Source organism: Leifsonia sp. AG29, assembly GCF_009765225.1.
GTDB lineage: Bacteria > Actinomycetota > Actinomycetes > Actinomycetales > Microbacteriaceae > Leifsonia.
This window is the reverse complement of record NZ_VMSF01000001.1, coordinates 138173-156160: the sequence shown is the minus strand read 5'-3', so window position 1 is coordinate 156160 and position 17988 is coordinate 138173. Positions and strand designations below refer to the sequence as shown.

Here is a 17988-nt window from a genome sequence, read left to right as displayed (position 1 = left end):
GATTTGCCAGCTTTTTACGTATTTGTAACATGCGCTTCCAGGAGGGGTGAGGGTCGAGGCGGGGTCGGGGCGGGACCGCGGCGCGGTCGGGGCCGCGCGGCGCGGCGTGTGGGCGCTTGGTGACGTCTCGGGGCGGTTTTCCACAGGTGGGGTGGCCACGCGGGGTGTGAGACGTCAGTAGGTGCCACCTCCCTGGGCTCGTCGGGTCGTGAGGGGGCCACAAGTGACGCCTCAGGGCGCGCGCCGAGCCGCGCGCACCCGCCGTCCGCCCGCCGCGCGCCCGCCGCCGCCGCGATCAGGGCTTTGCCCGCAAAGCGTGCCCCATCAGAATGGGCGCGAGCGACGCAGTGGAGGTCACCATGCCCGAAGGAACAGCGGACGACCCGTGGCGGCTGAAGACCGCGCCCGGCACCTCCGAGTACACGATGTGGAGGGACGACTCGGCCGACCCTCCCGCCCTCGTTTTGCCAGGTAGGCGCCACCCGCCTGAGCTACCGCGCGAGCGCGGTCGACGACCTCGTCGCCTGGCTGCGCGAGCAGGGTGACTGGGTGCCGCTCGGCGCCGCCGACGAGAACAAGCCCGCGGCCGACGGCACGATCGAGGCCTGGGGCCGCGACCCCGGCAACCCGGTCGGCGGTTGGTATGGCCTGCGCAAGGGCTACCGGGGACGGTTCGGGATGTACGTCCCTCCCCTCGCGGAGGCGCTCGGCCTCATCGAGCTCACCCACGACGCCCGCAACAACAAGGCGCGGGCGCTGTAACCGAGGGCGCTGCGTGCCTCGCGCGCGCTGCGCCTCCTCCCTGGCTCCGGCTGGGTGCACATTCGTCACGAATCTAGGAAAAGCGGCGCCGAGACGCACATTCGTGACGAATCTCGGCTGCGTTTGCGCGGGTCATTCCATCGAGGTGCTCGCAAGTGCCGACGACACGCTGAACTGCGGCGCATCTGCGAGCACCTCGACGGACCCGACTCGCCTCGTGCCGAAGTTGTCGACAACCGGAGGGCGCCACGGCCTGTGAGACGCCACCAAGTGCCCCGTCAGCCACCCCGACGGGGCCTCGTGGAGGCACGTGCCGACGTCTCCGCGATGCCACCCGCCACATTCGGCACGAACCTCGCCACGGGAAGCACGACGCCCCACATTCGGCACGAATGTCGGCAACGCAAGGGAGCGCGAGGCCCCATTCGGCACGAATGTCGCGACAGGCAGCACGATGCCCCACATTCGGCAGGAACTCACGTGCATCCGAACACCTTTCGGAACCGGAATACATCGGGTGGAGGCGGCACCGCCTCCTCATCGATGCGAAGGAGCACGAACATGAAGAAACGGACCTGGTGGCGCCTCGGCGTCGCCCTCGCCGCGATCGGCGCGCTGATCGGCGTCGCCGCCCCGGCCCAGGCCGCTCCCGCGGCGCGCCCCGCGTGGGCGCCGTTCGGGATCGCCCAGGTGTCGGTGTTCCACGGCGTGCCGAACACCCCCGTCGACGTCTACGTCGACCACGTCCGGGTGCTGAACGACTTCCAGCCCGGGACGTTCGCCGGACCGTACCTCCTGCCGAGCGGCACCTACCGTCTCGACATCACGGCCGCCGACGCCCGGGACGACAGCCACCCGGTGATCGGCCCCGTGAACGTCACGTTCGCCCGCAACACGAGCTACACGGTCGCCGCGCACCTGACGGCAGCGGGAGCGCCTACAGCGTCGGTGTTCACCAACGACATCTCGCCCACTCCGTGGGGCACCGGTCGGCTCATCGTCCGCCACACGGCAGCGGCCCCCGCGGTCGACGTGCTCGCGGGAGGGATGCCCGTGATCCGAGGGCTCACGAACCCGAACCAGGCGGCGCTCACCCTGCCGGCGGGGACCGTGCAGGCCAGCGTGGCTCTCGCCGGGACGACGGCACCGGTCATCGGGCCGGCCGCCGTTCCCGTGACGAACCGCACCGACACGATCGTGTACGCGTGGGGCAGCGCGAGCGCCGGCAACCTGACCGTCGCGGTGCAGACGCTGCGCCAGGGAAGCCTCCTCTCGTTCCCCTGGATGCCGCGCCACTGAGGACCGCTCGGTTCTGCCTCTCGTGAGGCTCGCGCTCCGGGTCGGGTTCCGCGGCCCGGAGCGCGAGCGCTTCGCCGGTTCACAGCAGCTTGTCCCAGACCCACGCGAGCGATGCGACCCTCTCCTCGGGAGGAACCGGGTCGCGTCCCGGCGCCCGCGACAGCATCAAGGAGGCGCCGAGCTGCGTGACCACCGCCGCGGCATCGTCGATCGATCGTTCCGACGCTTCGGGTTCGAGTTGGCGCAGCTTCAGCCGCACCACGGCCTGCACCTCGCCGACCAGGGGCAGCATCCTCACGGCCTGCCGTTCGGCGAGCGCGGGCGAGGTCGACAGCACCTCGAAGCGCGCGGCCGCCAGGGCTGTGTCGGCGGGGTCGTCGGTGCCCGGCAGGACGACCAGGCGGAGCGCGCCCGTGAGCACTCCGACCTCCGTCGCGGCGAGGTATTCACGGACCCGCTGCTCGTCGAGGCGAGGAAGCTCGCGGCCGAGGATCGCATCCTCCTTCGTCGCGAAGTGGTTGAAGAAGGTCCGCTGCTTGATGCCCGCTTCGGCGCAGATTCGATCGACGGTCAGCCCGGCCACGCCGACCTCCCGCGCGAGCCGGACGGCGGCCTGCTCGATCGCTTTGACCGTTGCCCGGCCCCGCGCGTTCCCCCGCGCCCGCTCACGCGCTCCCGCGTCCCTCGGTCCGTCCACCCTCTATTCGTACCCGACTATTCGTAGCGGAGCGCGTCGATCGGCGCCTTCCGCGCTGCCCGACGCGCCGGCAGCGTCCCGGCGAGGAAAGCGATGAGCACGATCAGGATGATGACGCCGACGATCCCGGACGGCTGGAAGAGGAGGAGCCGCAGGCCTTCCAGGCCCTTGAGCGGCCCCGCGGCGAGCGCCGAGTTCACCGGCAGGCCCACCAGCACGGCGACCACGACGCCCAGGGCGCTGCCGAGCAGGCCGATGATCGCCGCCTCCAGGCTGAAGAGCGCGAACACGCGGCCGCCGCCCATGCCCATCGCCTTCATGAGGCCGATCTCTCGCGTGCGCTCCTGCACGCTCATCAGCAGCGTGTTCACGATCCCGAAGGCCGCGGCGAGCAGCGCGACCACCGCGAAGGCGTTGAGCACCCCGGTGATGCCGCTGATCACCGTCTGGATGACGCCGAGCTGATCCTGGATCGTCTGAGCAGACATGCCCTTGCGTGCGATCTCGGCTTTCAGGGCGTCGATGCTCTCGGGGGAGGCGGCCGCCGGGAAGTGCGCGACGGCGACCTGATAGCGGTCGGGTGCGCTCGAGCCCGCCTTCTGCTCGGCGGCGATCGCGTCGACCAGGGCGGCGTTCGCGCCCGCGCCCGCGCTGAGGAGGCTCGCGTTCGAGACCCCGACGATCGTCGCCGTGATCTGGTGCTGCTTGCCGAGGACGTCCGTGAAGCCCAGCACGACCGCGCGCCCGACGGCGTCCGCGGGGCTCCCGAGCCCCAGCGCCTCCACGTACTCCTTCGGGAGGACCAGCTCGGGGTCAGTGCTCCCGCCGTGGAGCTGGCGACCCGCCGCGAGGTCGGAACGCCCGATGGAGGAGGTCGGCGCGATGGAGAACCGATACTTGGCACCGCCGGCCGCCTGGATCCAGTCGATCGCCACCGGAGATACGGGATGGACGTCAGTGAGTCCGTCGATCGACCGCAGCGTCTCGATGTCGCCGTCCGTCAGTGTCTGCGTGGAACCTGTCAGCGGGTTGCCCGTCCCGCTCGACGGGCCGGAGCTCTCGGGGTCGTATCTCTCAGGCCCGGTCGCGTTGCCGGCGGCCGACGCCTTCGATACGAGGAACACGTCCCCCGCGCCGAGGGAGGCGACCTGCTTGGTGACGTAGTCGGAGACCCCCGCGCCGAGGGCGGTCGTCAGGGTGAGGGTGAACGCGCCGACGAACAGCGCGAGAACGGTGAGCGTCGTCCGCAGCTTGCTTCGGAAGGTGCTGGACAGCGCCGAACGGATCAGGTCGGTAGTCCTCATGCCGCCGCCTCCAGCGCCTCGACGATGCGCCCGTCGCCCACGTGGACCTGCCGCCGGCAGCGCGCCGCCAGCTGGGCGTCGTGGGTGACCACGACGAGAGTGATCCCCTGCTTCCGGTTGAGCGCGAACAGCTCGTCCTCGACGACGGCGCCTGTGGCCGAGTCGAGGTTGCCCGTGGGCTCGTCCGCGAAGACGATGTCCGGCTCGGCGACGAGCGCACGCGTCAGCACGACCCGCTGCTTCTGACCGCCGGAGAGATCCGTCGCTCGGTTGGACGCCCTGTCGGCCAGTCCGAAGCGGGCCAGCGCCTCCATACCCCGCTGTCTGCGCTCCCGCGGGGGGACTCCGGCGATCAGCAGGGGCAGCGTCACGTTCTCGAGCACCGACGCGCCGGGAGTGAGGAAGAACTGCTGGAAGACGAAGCCGAAGCGGCGGTTCCGCAGCCGATCGACCTCGCGCTTCGGCAGCCCGGAGGCGTCGGCCCCGTCGATGAGCACGGCCCCCTCGTCCGGCCGGTCGAGGAGCGCGAGCAGGTGCATGAGCGTCGACTTGCCCGAGCCGCTCCTCCCGACGATGGCCACCGACTCCCCGCGCTCGATCCGCAGGTCGACGCCGTCGAGCGCCTGGAACCGGCCGTCGCCCTTTCCGTACCACTTCGAGAGCCGCCGAGCCTCGATCAGGGGCTGCTCTGTTTGCGTTGCGTGAGATGCATCCATGCGAACACTGTAACTTAAATAGGCAGTAACTGCCTATACTCCTGGCTTGTCCGGGAGGCCACGCGGATACCCTGACGAGAGACACTGAGACCGCGCCGACACATCCAGCACAGGAGGACCGCATGGGCTTCGAGGGGTTCCCGTCGGCGATGCTCGCGTTCTACGACGAGCTCGGCCGCAACAACGACCGCGCCTGGTGGCAGGCCAACCTGGAGCGGTACCGCCGTGACGTCGACGAGCCCATGGACCGGCTGGTCGGCGACCTGGAGCAGGTCTTCGGGCCCATCAAGCGCTTCCGGCCGTATCGCGACGTTCGCTTCTCGGCCGACAAGCGTCCCTATCAAGAGCACAGCAGCTTCGCCGCTTCCCGACCCGGCGGAGTCCTCTACGCGCAGTTCGGGGCGGCCGGGGTCACGATCGCCGGAGGCCGATGGCAGCCCTCGCCGGCAGAGCTCCGTCGCTTCCGCGAGCTGGTCGACGACTCCCGAACGGCTTCCGATGTGGAGGCGGAACTCGCCGAGCGCGCCCAGGACGGCCTGTTGCCCGACGAAGGGTCTCGGCTGAAGACCGCTCCCCGGGGCTTCCCCCGCGACCATCCCCGCCTGGACCTGCTCCGCCTGACCCGGCTGTCGATCTCGACCCATCTCCCACCGGGCCCGTGGCTGGAGTCGGTCGAGGCGTTCGACACGATCACGCGACTCTGGCGGTCCGCCGACCGCTGGAACGAATGGCTGGGTGACGCGGTGCCTCCGGACCTCGAGGGCCACGCACGCGAGGCGCGGTCTCCGCGATCTCGTCAGTGAAGGCCCCGCGGACCGGTGACCCGATGGGCCCGGTCCGCGGAGCCTCCCGGGTCAGAGTGCGACGATTCCTTCGCCGCCCGCGCCGCCCGGCACGACGACGGATCCGGTGCTCGTCAGCGATCCGTCCGCGTTGACGCGGAAGCCGTCGACGATCCCGGCCTTACCGGCCTCGACGTAGAGGAAGCGACCGTCCGGGGTCGCCGAGGCGTCCACGGTCCCCGCGTCGGTCGCGGTCGTCCCGGCAGCGGTCAGCGACCCGGTCCCGGCATCCGCATAGCCGGAGAGCGAGCCGCTGCCTGCGTTCGACGCATAGAAGAACGACCCGTCGCGGGCGATCCAGCACGTGGCGCCCTGGCCGGTGGCGGCCGTCGCGATCGGGGTCACAGTGCCGTCGGCGTTCACAGTGAAGCTGGCGACGGAGTTCGTCCCGGCTTCCGCCACGAGGAGGTGCCCTCCAGCGTCGAAGCTCATTGCGAACGGCACGGCTCCTGCCTCCACGTTGACGACCGGCTGCTGAGTCAGTCCGCCGAGCGGGTTGACGCCGAAGACGTCGATCGCGCTGGTGTTGCCCTTCGTCGTCACGACGAGCTTGGAGCCGTCAGGCGTGAAAGCGACCTGACCGGGAGTGTGGGTGAACTCGGGCGTCGCCGTGGGGTCGAGACCGAGGGGTCGGTTCCAGACCGGGACCCGCACCAGGAAGTCCGCCACGCGGACGTATCCCTGCACCGACCCGCCGGACCGCGCGTTCAGGACGTAGACGAGGTTGCCGTGAGTCGTCACGCTCACAGGGAACGCGCCTCCCGACGAGATGACCTCGCGGCGCACCAGCTGGTCGCCGTGCACGGCGAACACCGTGACCGTGTCGCTTCCCGCGTTCACGGCATACAGGAGTCCTCGGTCGTAGACGAGTGATCCCTGAGAGGCGAGATGGTCGACGACGGACCCGGTGAGCACTCCCCCGAGGCCACCCGTCTGGTACGTGCCGGCCTGATGGAGGGAGCCGTCGGGCGACCGGTCGTAGGCGACGATCGCGTTGCCGGCGACCCCGTCGGTCTGGGCGAAGACGACGGACGACGCGTGCCCGGCGAGGTCCTGGTCGTCGGCATGGGCTGGCGCGGCGAGCGCCGGGGAGGCGAACAGGGCCGCAGCGGCGAGCGCGGCTGCCGACCCGATGGCGAGACGAAGAGCGGTTCTCATGATTCTCCTTCGATCGATCGCGGGCGGCTCCGGACCGGCTCCGCCCGACGAGCGCAGCGTGCGCGCTCGACCCGTTAGTGACGAGAGACGGCCGATGCTTACGAAACCGGTGCATCCTGATCCGGGGCTCGGGCGGGGAGGCGCAGGTAGCATCGGCGCATGGATGCCGGAGACACGACGCCAGCGCTGCGGCGATCGTCGTCGGACCCTCCGGCCGACACCGATGCATGGCGGCGCGCGCTGACCGGAGGCGGCGCGGCGAAGCGTTCCGCCGAGGAGCACCTGTACCGGATGCTGCTCGGCGTCGCGCGCGGGGAGTTGCGCCGGCGGTCGGCGTCCCTCCCGTTCTCAGGCCCCGAGCTGGACGACATCGCGCACCAGGCGGCAGCCGATGCCGTCATCGGCGTCCTGCGGCGCCTGCACGAGTTCCGCGGCGAGAGCCGCTTCACGACCTGGGCGTACACGTTCGCGATCTTCGAGGTGTCGAGCAAGGTCGGCCGTCACTTCTGGAACCACCCGGCGGTGTCGCTCGACGCGGCGGGCTGGGAGCGCCTCCCGGACCGCCTGGGGATCAGCCCGGAGGAGCAGGGCGTGGCCCGAGACCTGCTTGCGGCGCTCCAGCACGCGATCGAGACCGTCCTGACGCGGCGCCAGCGCGAGGTGCTCCTCGCCGTGGTGGTCAATGGCGTGCCCCTAGAGGCGCTGGCCGTCACGCGGAAGACCACCCGGGGCGCCCTCTACAAGACGCTCTTCGACGCGAGACGAAAGTTGCGGGGCTACCTTGTCACTCATCATTATCTGGACGACGACCGGCGGGAGGTGACATGAGCGCTCGATCGCGCGTGGGCGACTTCCTCCGCACCGACCGTGCGGACGCGGGCTGCTCCAAGACCATGTCGCTGATGCACGTCTACGCCGAGCTCGTGCTCTCGGGTGCGGATGCGGCCGCCCGCTACCCGGGCGTCGCCATCCACCTCAAGCGCTGCCCAGCCTGCGGGCAGGACTTCGACGGGTTGCTCGCGGCGCTCCGCGGCTGAGTCTGCTCCCGGCGCAGCGCCGTGACAGGGGTGCGCCATCCCGCCCTCCGGGGATATCGTCGGCGCATGTGCCGGAACATCCGTTGCCTTCACAATTTCGAGCCGCCCACCACCGACGATGAGGTCCGGGAGGCGGCGCTCCAGTTCGTCCGCAAGGTGAGCGGGTCGACGCATCCCTCCCGCGCGAACACGCCCGCGTTCGAGCAGGCCATCGACGAGATCGCGCAGGCGACCCGAAGGATGCTCGATCAGCTCGTCACGAACGCCCCGCCGAAGAGCCGTGAGCTGGAGGCGGCGAAGGGCCGCGAGCGCCACGAGAAGCGCATGGAGCGCGAGGTGAGGATCCGCACGGCTTGACCTTGACCGGCGGGACAGGGTTTACGGTCGGACCCGGAGGGTGCGATGAGGATCGGTGAGCTGGCGCAGCGGGCGGGCGTGACGCCCAAGGCGCTGCGGTACTACGAGCGGCTGGGCCTGCTCGAACCCGGCCGGTCGTCGAACGGGTACCGCGAGTACGACGAGAGCCACCTCCGCGCCGTGCTCGAGATCCGGGGGCTCGCGGCGACGGGCATCAGCGCGCGCAAGTCCACCCCCTTCCTCGAGTGCCTCGCGTCGGGCCACGACCACGGGGACGACTGCGTGTCGTCGCTCGCGGCGTATCGCGACAGCATCACCGAGATCGATCAGATCATCGCGACCCTCCGAGCCCGCCGCGCCCTGCTCGTCGAGCGTCTCGACGCGGGCGCCTCCCGCACCTTCACGGAGGAGAGACCCATGACCGACTACACGACCTTGCCTGCCGGGCTGCCCGTCCCGGAGGACGACGGCGCCGCGGCGCACCTGCCCGGCAGGGCCCTGCCGTCGCTCGCCTTCCGCGCGACGGACGGACGCGAGATCGACCTCGGGCGACTCGCCGGCGGCCGCGCGATCGTGTACCTGTATCCGCTGACCGGCCGCCCCGGCGTCGACCTGCCCGAGGGGTGGGACGCCATACCGGGCGCGCGGGGCTGCTCGACCGAGGCGTGCGACTTCCGCGACCACTTTGACGAACTCGCCGCCGAGGGCGTCACTGCGGTCTTCGGCATGTCGAGCCAGCACACCGACTACCAGGCGGAGGTCGTCGATCGGCTCCGGCTGCCGTTCCCGATGCTCTCGGACGAGCAGTTCCTCCTCGCCGACGCGCTCAGCCTGCCGACCTTCGCCGCCGAGGGCCACGACCGGCTGTACGCGCGGCTGACCCTGGTGATCCGGGAGGGACGGATCGAGCACGTCTTCTACCCGATCTTCCCGCCGAACACGCACGCCCAGCAGGTGCTCGCCTGGCTGCGCGAGAACCCGGTGTAGCCGTCAGAGCAGCCACCCGTGCTCGGCCGCGATCGCGGCCGCGTCGGACCGGTTGCGTCCCCCGGTCTTCCCGATCGCGCTCGAGAGATGGTTCCGGACGGTTCCCGGTGAGAGGTGGAGGGCGTGCGAGATGTCCGCGATCGACCCGCCGAGCCTCGCCTCCCGCAGCACGTCCGTCTCGCGGGCGGTGAGCGGCGACGCGCCCGCCGCGAGGGACTCGGCGGCGAGCGCCGGGTCCACGACGCGGAGGCCGGCGGCGACGCGCCGGACCGCGTCCCCCAGCTGGTCCGGGGGTGTGTCCTTGACGATGAAGCCGCTCGCTCCCGCCTCCATCGCCCGGCGCAGGTACCCGGGCCGCCCGAAGGTCGTGACGATCAGGGACCGGCACGCGGGCACTTCGTCGCGGAGCTGCGCGGCCACGGACAGGCCGTCGAGCCCCGGCATCTCCACGTCGAGCAGGGCGACCTGCGCCTCCGTCCGCCGGGCCGCCGCCGCGACCTCGTCGCCGCGACCCACCTGCGCGACGACCCGCAGATCGGGCTCGAGGTCGAGGAGCGCCGCCAGGGCGCCCCGGATCAGAGCCTGGTCGTCGGCGATGAGGATGCGGACCGGATCGCTCACGACGCCCGCCTCCGGACGGCCAGCCTGACACCGCCGTGGGGGCTGGGAGCGATCTCGAGCGCGGCGCCGGCCGCCTCCGCCCGTTCGCGGAGGCCGCGCAGACCGCTGCCGCCGTCGGTCCCCTGCGCCTCGGGCGCGATGCCCGTCCCGTCGTCCTCGACGGTGAGCTCGGAGCGGGTCAGCCGGACCCAGCAGGTGCGGGCGTCGGAGTGGCGGATGACGTTCGTGACGCCCTCGCGGAGCACCCAGGCGAACAGGGCGCGGAGCTCGGGTGCCGCGGCGTCGCCGTCGGGAGGGAGGACCGCCGCGATGTCGGCCGCCGCCAGCGCCGCGCGCGCCGCGTCGAGCTCGGTGGCCAGGTCCGCCTCCCGGTAGCCGGCCACAGCGGCGCGCAGATCGGTCAGCGCGGACCGGGTGAGGCGCTGGATATCGGCCAGTTCCTCCTGAGCACGATCGGGATCGGCGGCCAGCAGGCGACGGGCGAGTTCCGACTTGACCGACACAACGGTCAGCGAGTGGCCGAGCACGTCGTGCATGTCGCGGGCGAAGCGGTTGCGCTCCTCCACCACCGCGAGGCGCGCCACCTCGGCCTGCACCTCGCGGAGCTCCCTGACGGTCCGGATCTGCCGGGTGAGCGTGAACATCATGGAGGCGATCGCGACGATGAAGATCCAGCTGAGCGACGCCGAGTCGGAGAAGTCGGTCGCGAATCCGTGCACCAGAGGGACCACGGCGAGCGCGGCGGTGAACGCCGCCGCGACCTTGACCTCCTCGCACAGCGTCCCGACCACGGCAGCCACGAGCGTGAACAGCCAAAGGCCGTCCCAGCCGAGGAGCGGAAGGACGGCCGCGGCGAACACCCAGTAGGCGATGATGCCGATGACGCGCTGGCGCAGCGGAGCCCACCACAGCATGGGCGGGAGGATCGGGAAGAGCGCGTAGAAGACGAGGAGGATCGCGGAAACCGTCACCTTCGAGCCGACCGAGCCCGGCGACTCCCAGACCGCGATGTAGATCAGCACCTGGTAGACGAGACCGAAGATGGAGCCGAAGTACCAGCCGCGCGCGTTGCGGCTGAGGATGCTCGCCCGGGCGTTCGCCCACCACGACCGGCTCCCCGAATCGCTCAGCACCGCCTCCACGTCCGTCACTGTAGCTGCTCGCGGGTCACGCGCGGGCGGCGTCGCGGCGGTAGCGCCAGACGATGAACGCGGCGAGGGCGACGGTCCAGGCCGCGAGCACCAGCGCGGGCGACAGGATGTCCCCGGACTGGTGCGCCCCCATCTGACCGAGACGATTGAGCCAATACGACGGGACGGCCCGGCCGACGCCCGAGACCCACGCGGGGAAGATCTGGAGCGGCACCCACAGGCCGCCGAGCAGCGACAGCCCCATGAACACGACCGTGAAGAGCGGCTGGCCGAACTCGGGCTTGGCGACCTGGCCGATCACGATCGCGATGAGGGCGAACGGGATCACTCCGCACCAGATCGCGAGCCCCGCGAACAGCCAGCCGAGAGGAGGGAGGGGCGTCCGGAGCGCGATCACGGAGATCGCGTCGATGACCACGATCGACATCGCCGCCACCGCCATGGCCGCGATCACCTTCGAGACGAGGTAGCCCGTGCCCGTGAGCGGGGTGACTCGCAGCTGTCGGTTCCAGCCGATGGAGCGCTCCGTGACGATGCTGAAGCTCTGACCCAGCGCGGCGACCATCGCCCCGTAGGCGGACATCTGGATGGTGAGCACGACGAGCCAGGGCAGCCCGGTCGAGGGGTCGACGGCGCCGCTGCCGCCGTAGGCGCCGCCGAACGCGAAGAGCATGACGATCGGGACGGCCAGGCTGAAGACCATGCTCCTGGCGTTCTTCAGCTGCCGCCAGGACTCGAGTCGGATGTAGGTGAGATTCATGAGCGGACTCCGTTCCCGGTCTCGGTGAGGGCGAGGAAGGCATCGTCCATGCTGTGCGAGGTGACCTCGATGTCATGGATGTCCGGATGGCCGGCCAGCAGTGCGCGCAGCGTGGCGTCGGAGTCCTCGCTCGCGATGGTGAGCTGCGCTCCCCGAGCGTCCGCCGTGCGAACGCCGGGGAGCGCAGCGATCGAGGCTGCGGACTCGGGCGTCCACTCGAACCCGATCGTGGCCCGGATGCGGCGGCCCGACACGACCGCCTTGATCTCGGTGGGCGTCCCGTCGGCGACCAGGCGCCCTCCGGCCAGCATGACGATCCGGTCGGCGTACTCGTCGGCCTCGTCGAGGTAGTGCGTCGCGAAGACCACCGTGCGGCCCTGAGACGTGAACTCCTGCATGGAACGCCAGAACACGCGGCGGGCCTCCACGTCCATCGCCGCGGTGGGCTCGTCGAGGATGAGCAGATCGGGGTTCGAGACGACGGCGACCGCGAAGCGTGCGCGCTGCAGCTGGCCGCCCGACAGCTTCGCGACCCGCTGACCGGCGATGTCCGCGCACCGGGCGCGCTCCAGCGCATCGTCGACGCTCAGCGGGCGCTTGTGCACCGAGGCGACGAGGGCGACGGACTGGGCGACGGTGAGGGTGGGCAGCAGACCGCCTCCCTGCAGCATCGCGCCCACCCGGCCGTCCGCGATCGCCGAGCGCGGCGGGAGGCCGAAGAGCTCAGCCGAACCGCGCGTCGGGGTGGACAGGCCGAGGGCGAGGTCGATGGTGGTGGACTTGCCGGCCCCGTTGGGGCCGAGCAGGGCGACCACCTCCCCCGGCTCGATGCTCAGGGTGAGGTCGTCGACGGCGGTGAGAGGGCCGAAGGTCTTGCTGAGACCCTCCAGCCGGAGAGCCGGTGCGCTGTTCATGGATCCATGCTGGCTCCGACGCGGGATAGACGATTATGCCGACCGGCGGCTTGTCGGCCTGACATTTGTCATGGACCGACGGGAGCAGCCGTCAGAACCGCGCCGCCAGGTCGGCGAGCAGCCGCGCCCCGTACCCGGTGGCCCCAGTGGCCCTCCACGAGTCGTCGCTCGCCGACTGCATGGTGCCGGCGATGTCGAGGTGCGCCCAAGGGTGGCCCGCGACGAACTCGTCGAGGAACAGCGCGGCGGTCGTCGCTCCGGCGTAGGGTCCGCCGAGATTCGAGATGTCCGCGATGTCGGAGTCGAGCTGCTTGCGGTAGCCGCGTTCCAGCGGGAGGCGCCAGAGCTGCTCGCCGGTGGAGGCGGCGGCCTCGGTCACGCGCCCGGCGAGGGTGTCGTCGTTGGCGAACAGCGCCGCGGTCAGCGGGCCGAGCGCCATGAGCGCCGCGCCCGTGAGCGTGGCGATGTCGACGATGGCGTCGGGCTCCCACTCGGTCGCGAGCACGAGTCCGTCCATCATCACGAGGCGGCCCTCGGCGTCGGTGTTCTTCACCTCCACTGTCTTGCCCCCGCGCGCGGTGAGCACGTCGCCGAGCTTGTAGGCCGAGCCGGAGGGCATGTTGTCGGTGCACATCAGCCACGCCGACACGTCGGCGTCCACCCCGACATCGCGGAACGCGGTGAACGCCCCGAGGATGGCGGCCGCGCCTCCCATGTCCATCTTCATGAGGAGGTGCATCGGGTCGGAGGGCTTCAGCGAGATCCCACCGGAGTCGTACATGATGCCCTTGCCTACCAGGGCGAGCCTGCGGCCGGCGCCGCTGCCGTAGCTCAGCCGGATCATGCGCGGTTCCTCCGCGCTGCCGGCGTTGACCCCGAGGAGGCCCCCGCAGCCGAGCTCGATCAGGGCCTCGCGGCCGAACTCCTGGACGGTGAAACCGAAGGAGGCGCCGAGTTCGGCGGCCACCGCGGCCAGGTCGACGGCGGTCAGGTGACCGGGGGGCGTGTTTGCGAGATCGCGCGCGACGCAGGAGGCGCGGACCGACGCCACGGCGGCCACCACACCACGGTCGACCTCGGCGGCGTCCGCCCCGGGCAGCGCCAGCTCGAGACGGGTGAGCACCGCCTCCTTGTGCTCAGCGCGAAGGACGCGGTAGCGATAGCGGGCCAGCACGGCACCCTCGATGAGAGCGCGCGCGGCGGCCGTCGCGTCGACCCCGCCGCGGCCCTCAACGCGGAGGCCGATCCGAGCGTGCCGTGCGGTGGCCCGCGCGAAAGCCGCCGCCACGTCTCTCAGCGTCGCAGGAGACGCCTCCCCCGCGGGGCCGGCGCCGACCAGCACGACGGCCGGCCCCGACGCCTGCGGCACGACCAGCGTCTCTCCCTTCTTGCCGGTGAACCCGGCCCGCTCGAGCGCAGCCAGGTCGAACTCCAGCTCGGCCGGCGCGTCGCCGCCCTCCCAGATCGCGAGACCGAGCGCGTCGAGATCGCCACCGGATCCGTCGCCGACGCCGATGTCGAGCGCCTCCAGCCACGCGACGGACGGCACCGGCGTGAACGTGTCGGGGATGAGCTTCTCGGGCCGTCGTGCCGGCATCATCGGGCCTCCTGCTTCTGAGTGGAGAGTTCGTCGTCGTTGTCCTCGTCGTCATCCACGACGGCGTCGGGGTCGTCGGGCTCCACCTGCTCCGGGAGCTCGTCGCGCAGCTTGTCGGGCATCCGGGTCGCGGGCACGATCGCCAGCAGCGACAGGACGGCCAGCGACAGCAGCGAGATCTTGAGGGCCTGCAGGCGGGCGTTCTCGTTGATCCCGACCGCTGCGTCGACCTCCGACGCCGACGCGTCGGTCTTCGAGAGCACGTCCTTGAGGTGGTCGTTGGTGACGAAGTTCACGTTGTCGAGGTTGACCTGGGCCACGAGCGCGGGCCGCAGTTCGGGATGGTCCTGCGCCTGCGCGGCCACGAGTCCGGTGAGCACGCTCACCGCGAAGACGCTGATGACGGCGATGCCGACGCTCCCCGACAGGTTGTGCACGAGACCGCGCCACGCGCCGACGTCGCCCGCCAGCTGCTTCGGCGCGCGCGACAGGAGGGTGTTGAACACGAGCGCGACAATCGAGCCCTGGCCGAGGCCGAGCAGCACGAGCCCGATGACGACGAGCGCCTGACCCCACTCGTTGCGGATGGCGAAGGCCAGGAGCGCGAGGGCCAGCGCGACCACGACGAAACCGGCGGCGCCGAGCTGGCGCGGCGAGAACCTGCCGTACAGCGTCGCCACGAACGTGGAGGCGAGGAAGATCGAGATCGTGTACGGGATGATCGAGAAGCTCGTCTCGATGCCGGTGAGCCCCTGCACCACCTGCATGTAGAGCGGGATGAGGAAGTTCGCCGCGGTGCCGACGAACAGCATGATCGCCATGCAGGCGGTGATCGCCAGCTCGGAGCGCGACCGCAGCACGCGCAGGTCGAAGATCCGCGGCCGGCCCGCCTTCTGACGTCGCCGGATCCACACGAAGAACAGCTGGCCGCCGATCAGTCCGAGGATCACGAGGATCGGCGCCGGCGACAGGCCGAGCACGCTGAACGGCGCCCCGTCGGACGCGATGACGAGACCCCACGGCTCGAGACCGCTGAAACCGAAGCTGAGCAGGATGATCGAGACGGCGGCGATGATCGCGCCGGTCCAATCGATCGAGAGGAGGGGCTGGGACGGCACGCGACGCAGGGTCGTGCTGAGCGCCAGATTGATCGCACCCAGCGCCACCATGAGGAGGAACGACCACCGCCACCCGATCGTGGTCGCGAACGTCCCGGCGATCAGCAGCGCGAGCACGCCCGCCAGCGGGATGGCCGCCGCGAGCAGACCGATCGCGGTGGCCTGCTGCCTCCCGTGGTAGTTCGTCGCGATGAACACCGTCAGGGCCGGCGCGATGAGCGCGATCACCGCGCCGGAGGCGGCCTGGGCGACGAACAGCACGGTCCCGTTGGGCGCCAGGGCGACGCCGAGCATCGCGAGCGCATGCACGGTCACGGCGATCTGGAACACGCCCTTGCTGCCGAATCGCGAGCCGACCTTCGCCCCGAGCAGGATGAACGCCGCCATCGCGAACGTGCCGGCCGTGATCGCGGTGCCGACGCTCGTCGCCGCGATCCGCAGGTCGTGCGTGATCCCCGCCATCGAGACGGTGAGGGCGTTGACGGCGAAGGACGCCTGGACCTGGGTGAGGACCACGATGACCAGGGGGAGCCAGCTGGTCCGCGCCGCGGTCGTCTCGGTGCTCAACGGTTCTGCGCTCAACGGTTCTCCCTCCGCCGGGCCGGCCGGGTGGCTCACCGGGTGCGCTCAGTATGGCGCGGGCGGGCCGTCCAAAAAAGGCTTCTTTCCGCGGCGGGGCGTTGCTAGGGTGCGCCCATGAGCGCCTCGGCCATCACCGTGGTCATCCTGCTGCTTGCGGTGGTCGCGTTCCTGAGCGGGCGCATCCCGACCGGGCTCGTGGCCGTCGGCGTCTCGCTCGCGCTGCTCGCCACCGGGGTGCTCGACCTGCAGCAGGCGTTCGCAGGCTTCGCCGACCCCGCCGTCATCCTCATCGCCTCGCTGTTCGTCGTGTCGGAGGGCCTCGACTCGTCGGGCCTCACGGCCTGGACGGGACGGCAGCTCGTGCATAGTGGCGGCGGGGAGGCGCGGCGTCTCACGTTCCTCGTCATGGCCGTGGTCGCCGTGCTCTCGGCGCTGATCAGCGTCAACGGCGCGGTCGCCGCGCTGCTGCCGGTCGTCGTGGTGATCGCCTCCCGGATCTCGGTGGCGCCGGGGCGGCTGCTCCTCCCTTTGGCGTTCGGCGCGCACGCCGGCTCGCTGCTGACACTCACCGGAAGCCCGGTCAACGTGCTCCTGAGCGAGTACGCCGCCGCGTCGGCGGGCCGGCCGTTCGGGTTCTTCGAGTTCGCCCTCGTCGGGGTGCCGCTGCTCATCGGGTCTGCGGTGCTGTGCATCCTCTTCGGGAGGCGGCTGATCCCTGACCGAACGCCCACCGCGATGAGCAAGGACCTCAGCGAGCACACGCGGACTCTGGTGCGCGACTACCCGTCACTCGACCGGGAGGCGCTGATCGGCGCCGACGCGGGTGTCGCCGAGGTGCTCGTCCCGCCCCGATCCGCGCTCGTCGGCTCGCGGGCCTTCCCCGGCATGGTGACCGACAGCGGCGACCTGGTGCTGCTCGCGGTGCAGCGCCGCGGCGAGCAGGTGGACGCGGAGACCCTCCTCGAGCCCGGCGACGTGCTGCTGCTCGAGGGCCGCTGGGAGCACCTGGACGCCAACCTCGCCGACCCGGACGTGCTCGTCGTCGACGAGCCGGACGCGATCCGGCGCCAGGCGGCCCCGCTCGGCTGGCGGGCATGGACAGCGCTCGTGATCCTCGGGGCGATGGTCGTGCTCCTGGCGACAGGGGTGTTCCCTCCCGCCGTGACCGGCCTGCTGGCCGCCGGCGCGATGGTGCTCACCCGGGTGGTCTCGGTGGAGCGCGCGCACCGGTCGATCTCGTGGACGACCCTCCTGCTCGTCGCCGGGATGATCCCGCTCTCGACCGCGATCACGCAGACCGGCACGGCGGCAGCGATCGCCACGGCGCTCATCGGCTGGGTGGGAGGCGCCGGGCCGACCGCTGTGCTCGCCGCACTGTGTGTTGTGGCGGCCGTCTTCGGACAGCTGATCAGCAACACCGCGACCGCCCTGATCATCGCCCCGATCGCCGTCTCGGTCGCGGCGACGCTGCACGTCTCGCCTCTGCCGTTCCTCATGGCGATGGCGGTGGTCTGCGCCGCAGCCTTCCTCACGCCGGTCGCCACGCCCGCGAACTTCATGGTCATGGGTCCGAGCGGCCTGCGGTTCACCGACTACTGGAGGCTCGGGCTGCCGCTCCTGCTGCTGTTCCTCGTCGTCGCCGTGGCCCTGGTGCCGGTGATCTGGCCGTTCTGATGCGCGTCCGTGCGGTCGACCTCGTCGACGTCTTCGTCTACCTCGTCGTGCTCGGCGTCTTCATCCAGCTCTTCCCCCAGGTGATCTCCGAGACCTTCCTCATCGCGCTGCTGACCGCCGTCCTGCTGAAAGCGGTGCTGGAGGTCGTGCTCACGGTCAAGAAGCGCATCGTCGCGCGGATCCGCGGGGCGGGGAGGGCCTGGGTGCGAGCGGTCAACGTGATCGCGCTGCTCCTCGTGCTTCCGGGCAGCAAACTGCTCGTGCTCGAGCTCGTCGATCTGGTGTTCGGCGACGCGGTCCACCTCGGAGGGTTCTTCTCGGTGACACTGCTCATCGTGGTGCTGATGCTGGCACGCGGCGGTGTGCGGCGCCTGCTGCCCCGCGACGGCGCGTGACGAGCCTGGTGGAGGGG

20 protein-coding genes are annotated in these 17988 nt (G+C 71.0%); 10 read left to right on the top strand and 10 right to left on the bottom strand.

The window, feature by feature from the left end:
• Positions 1-329 precede the first annotated feature (329 nt).
• From FPT20_RS18145 to FPT20_RS00740, 3 genes are all read left to right on the top strand, one after another.
• A complete protein-coding gene (locus FPT20_RS18145) occupies positions 330-545 on the top strand; it encodes a DUF6855 family protein (RefSeq protein WP_325064779.1) in 216 nt (71 codons plus the stop codon).
• On the top strand, positions 487-762 hold the full coding sequence (locus FPT20_RS00745; protein ID WP_325064799.1) for a DUF6855 family protein: 276 nt from the start codon (positions 487-489) through the stop codon (positions 760-762). Before FPT20_RS18145 ends, FPT20_RS00745 begins: the two co-directional genes overlap by 59 nt.
• 561 nt (positions 763-1323) lie before the next feature.
• Positions 1324-2061, top strand: a complete 738-nt coding sequence (locus FPT20_RS00740; protein ID WP_158861777.1) for a DUF4397 domain-containing protein — start codon at positions 1324-1326, stop codon at positions 2059-2061.
• 79 nt (positions 2062-2140) lie between these two features.
• On the opposite strand, the gene FPT20_RS00735 is transcribed toward FPT20_RS00740, so the two are convergent.
• From FPT20_RS00735 to FPT20_RS00725, 3 genes are read right to left on the bottom strand one after another with little or no spacing between them, the layout of a single operon-like run.
• Positions 2141-2758, bottom strand: a complete 618-nt coding sequence (locus FPT20_RS00735; RefSeq protein WP_158861776.1) for a TetR/AcrR family transcriptional regulator — start codon at positions 2756-2758, stop codon at positions 2141-2143.
• Positions 2759-2775: 17 nt separating this feature from the next.
• Complete coding sequence (locus FPT20_RS00730) at positions 2776-4062, bottom strand: ABC transporter permease (RefSeq protein WP_158861775.1); 1287 nt, start codon at positions 4060-4062, stop codon at positions 2776-2778.
• Positions 4059-4778: an ABC transporter ATP-binding protein gene (locus FPT20_RS00725; protein ID WP_158861774.1), complete on the bottom strand. Its 720-nt coding sequence runs from the start codon at positions 4776-4778 to the stop codon at positions 4059-4061. Before FPT20_RS00725 ends, FPT20_RS00730 begins: the two co-directional genes overlap by 4 nt.
• A 122-nt stretch (positions 4779-4900) precedes the next feature.
• On the opposite strand from FPT20_RS00725, the gene FPT20_RS00720 reads away from it, so the two are divergent.
• The gene (locus FPT20_RS00720) at positions 4901-5581 is read left to right on the top strand and encodes a DUF2461 domain-containing protein (protein ID WP_158861773.1); all 681 of its coding nucleotides are present in this window, start codon (positions 4901-4903) and stop codon (positions 5579-5581) included.
• A gap of 51 nt (positions 5582-5632) precedes the next feature.
• Here FPT20_RS00720 and FPT20_RS00715 read toward each other — a convergent pair whose 3' ends face one another.
• The gene (locus tag FPT20_RS00715) at positions 5633-6778 is read right to left on the bottom strand and encodes a lactonase family protein (protein WP_158861772.1); all 1146 of its coding nucleotides are present in this window, start codon (positions 6776-6778) and stop codon (positions 5633-5635) included.
• Between the two features lie 159 nt (positions 6779-6937).
• On the opposite strand from FPT20_RS00715, the gene FPT20_RS00710 reads away from it, so the two are divergent.
• From FPT20_RS00710 to FPT20_RS00695, 4 genes are all read left to right on the top strand, one after another.
• Positions 6938-7606, top strand: a complete 669-nt coding sequence (locus FPT20_RS00710) for a sigma-70 family RNA polymerase sigma factor (RefSeq protein ID WP_158861771.1) — start codon at positions 6938-6940, stop codon at positions 7604-7606.
• Positions 7603-7815 (top strand): hypothetical protein, encoded by a 213-nt coding sequence (locus FPT20_RS00705; protein WP_158861770.1) that lies wholly within the window; start codon positions 7603-7605, stop codon positions 7813-7815. The genes FPT20_RS00710 and FPT20_RS00705 overlap by 4 nt, the downstream gene beginning before the upstream one ends.
• Positions 7816-7881: 66 nt before the next feature.
• A complete protein-coding gene (locus FPT20_RS00700) occupies positions 7882-8172 on the top strand; it encodes a DUF2277 domain-containing protein (RefSeq protein ID WP_158861769.1) in 291 nt (96 codons plus the stop codon).
• Positions 8173-8217: 45 nt separating this feature from the next.
• Positions 8218-9159 (top strand): MerR family transcriptional regulator, encoded by a 942-nt coding sequence (locus FPT20_RS00695; protein WP_158861768.1) that lies wholly within the window; start codon positions 8218-8220, stop codon positions 9157-9159.
• Positions 9160-9162: 3 nt separating this feature from the next.
• Here the strand turns inward: FPT20_RS00695 and FPT20_RS00690 are convergent, their stop codons facing one another.
• From FPT20_RS00690 to FPT20_RS00665, 6 genes are all read right to left on the bottom strand, one after another.
• A complete protein-coding gene (locus tag FPT20_RS00690) occupies positions 9163-9780 on the bottom strand; it encodes a response regulator transcription factor (RefSeq protein WP_158861767.1) in 618 nt (205 codons plus the stop codon).
• On the bottom strand, positions 9777-10931 hold the full coding sequence (locus tag FPT20_RS00685; RefSeq protein ID WP_158861766.1) for a sensor histidine kinase: 1155 nt from the start codon (positions 10929-10931) through the stop codon (positions 9777-9779). Before FPT20_RS00685 ends, FPT20_RS00690 begins: the two co-directional genes overlap by 4 nt.
• Before the next feature lie 16 nt (positions 10932-10947).
• Entirely contained in the window at positions 10948-11691 is a 744-nt protein-coding gene (locus FPT20_RS00680; protein WP_158861765.1) for an ABC transporter permease, read from the bottom strand.
• Positions 11688-12605, bottom strand: a complete 918-nt coding sequence (locus FPT20_RS00675; protein WP_158861764.1) for an ABC transporter ATP-binding protein — start codon at positions 12603-12605, stop codon at positions 11688-11690. The genes FPT20_RS00680 and FPT20_RS00675 overlap by 4 nt, the downstream gene beginning before the upstream one ends.
• A 91-nt stretch (positions 12606-12696) precedes the next feature.
• Positions 12697-14205, bottom strand: a complete 1509-nt coding sequence (locus tag FPT20_RS00670) for a leucyl aminopeptidase family protein (RefSeq protein ID WP_233265331.1) — start codon at positions 14203-14205, stop codon at positions 12697-12699.
• Positions 14202-15902, bottom strand: a complete 1701-nt coding sequence (locus FPT20_RS00665) for an MFS transporter (protein ID WP_158861763.1) — start codon at positions 15900-15902, stop codon at positions 14202-14204. The genes FPT20_RS00670 and FPT20_RS00665 overlap by 4 nt, the downstream gene beginning before the upstream one ends.
• Before the next feature lie 114 nt (positions 15903-16016).
• On the opposite strand from FPT20_RS00665, the gene FPT20_RS00660 reads away from it, so the two are divergent.
• Both FPT20_RS00660 and FPT20_RS00655 read left to right on the top strand, forming a co-directional pair.
• Positions 16017-17576, top strand: coding sequence for an SLC13 family permease (locus FPT20_RS00660; protein WP_158861762.1), 1560 nt, complete (start codon positions 16017-16019; stop codon positions 17574-17576).
• On the top strand, positions 17576-17971 hold the full coding sequence (locus FPT20_RS00655; protein WP_158861761.1) for a hypothetical protein: 396 nt from the start codon (positions 17576-17578) through the stop codon (positions 17969-17971). Before FPT20_RS00660 ends, FPT20_RS00655 begins: the two co-directional genes overlap by 1 nt.
• Positions 17972-17988 lie beyond the last annotated feature (17 nt).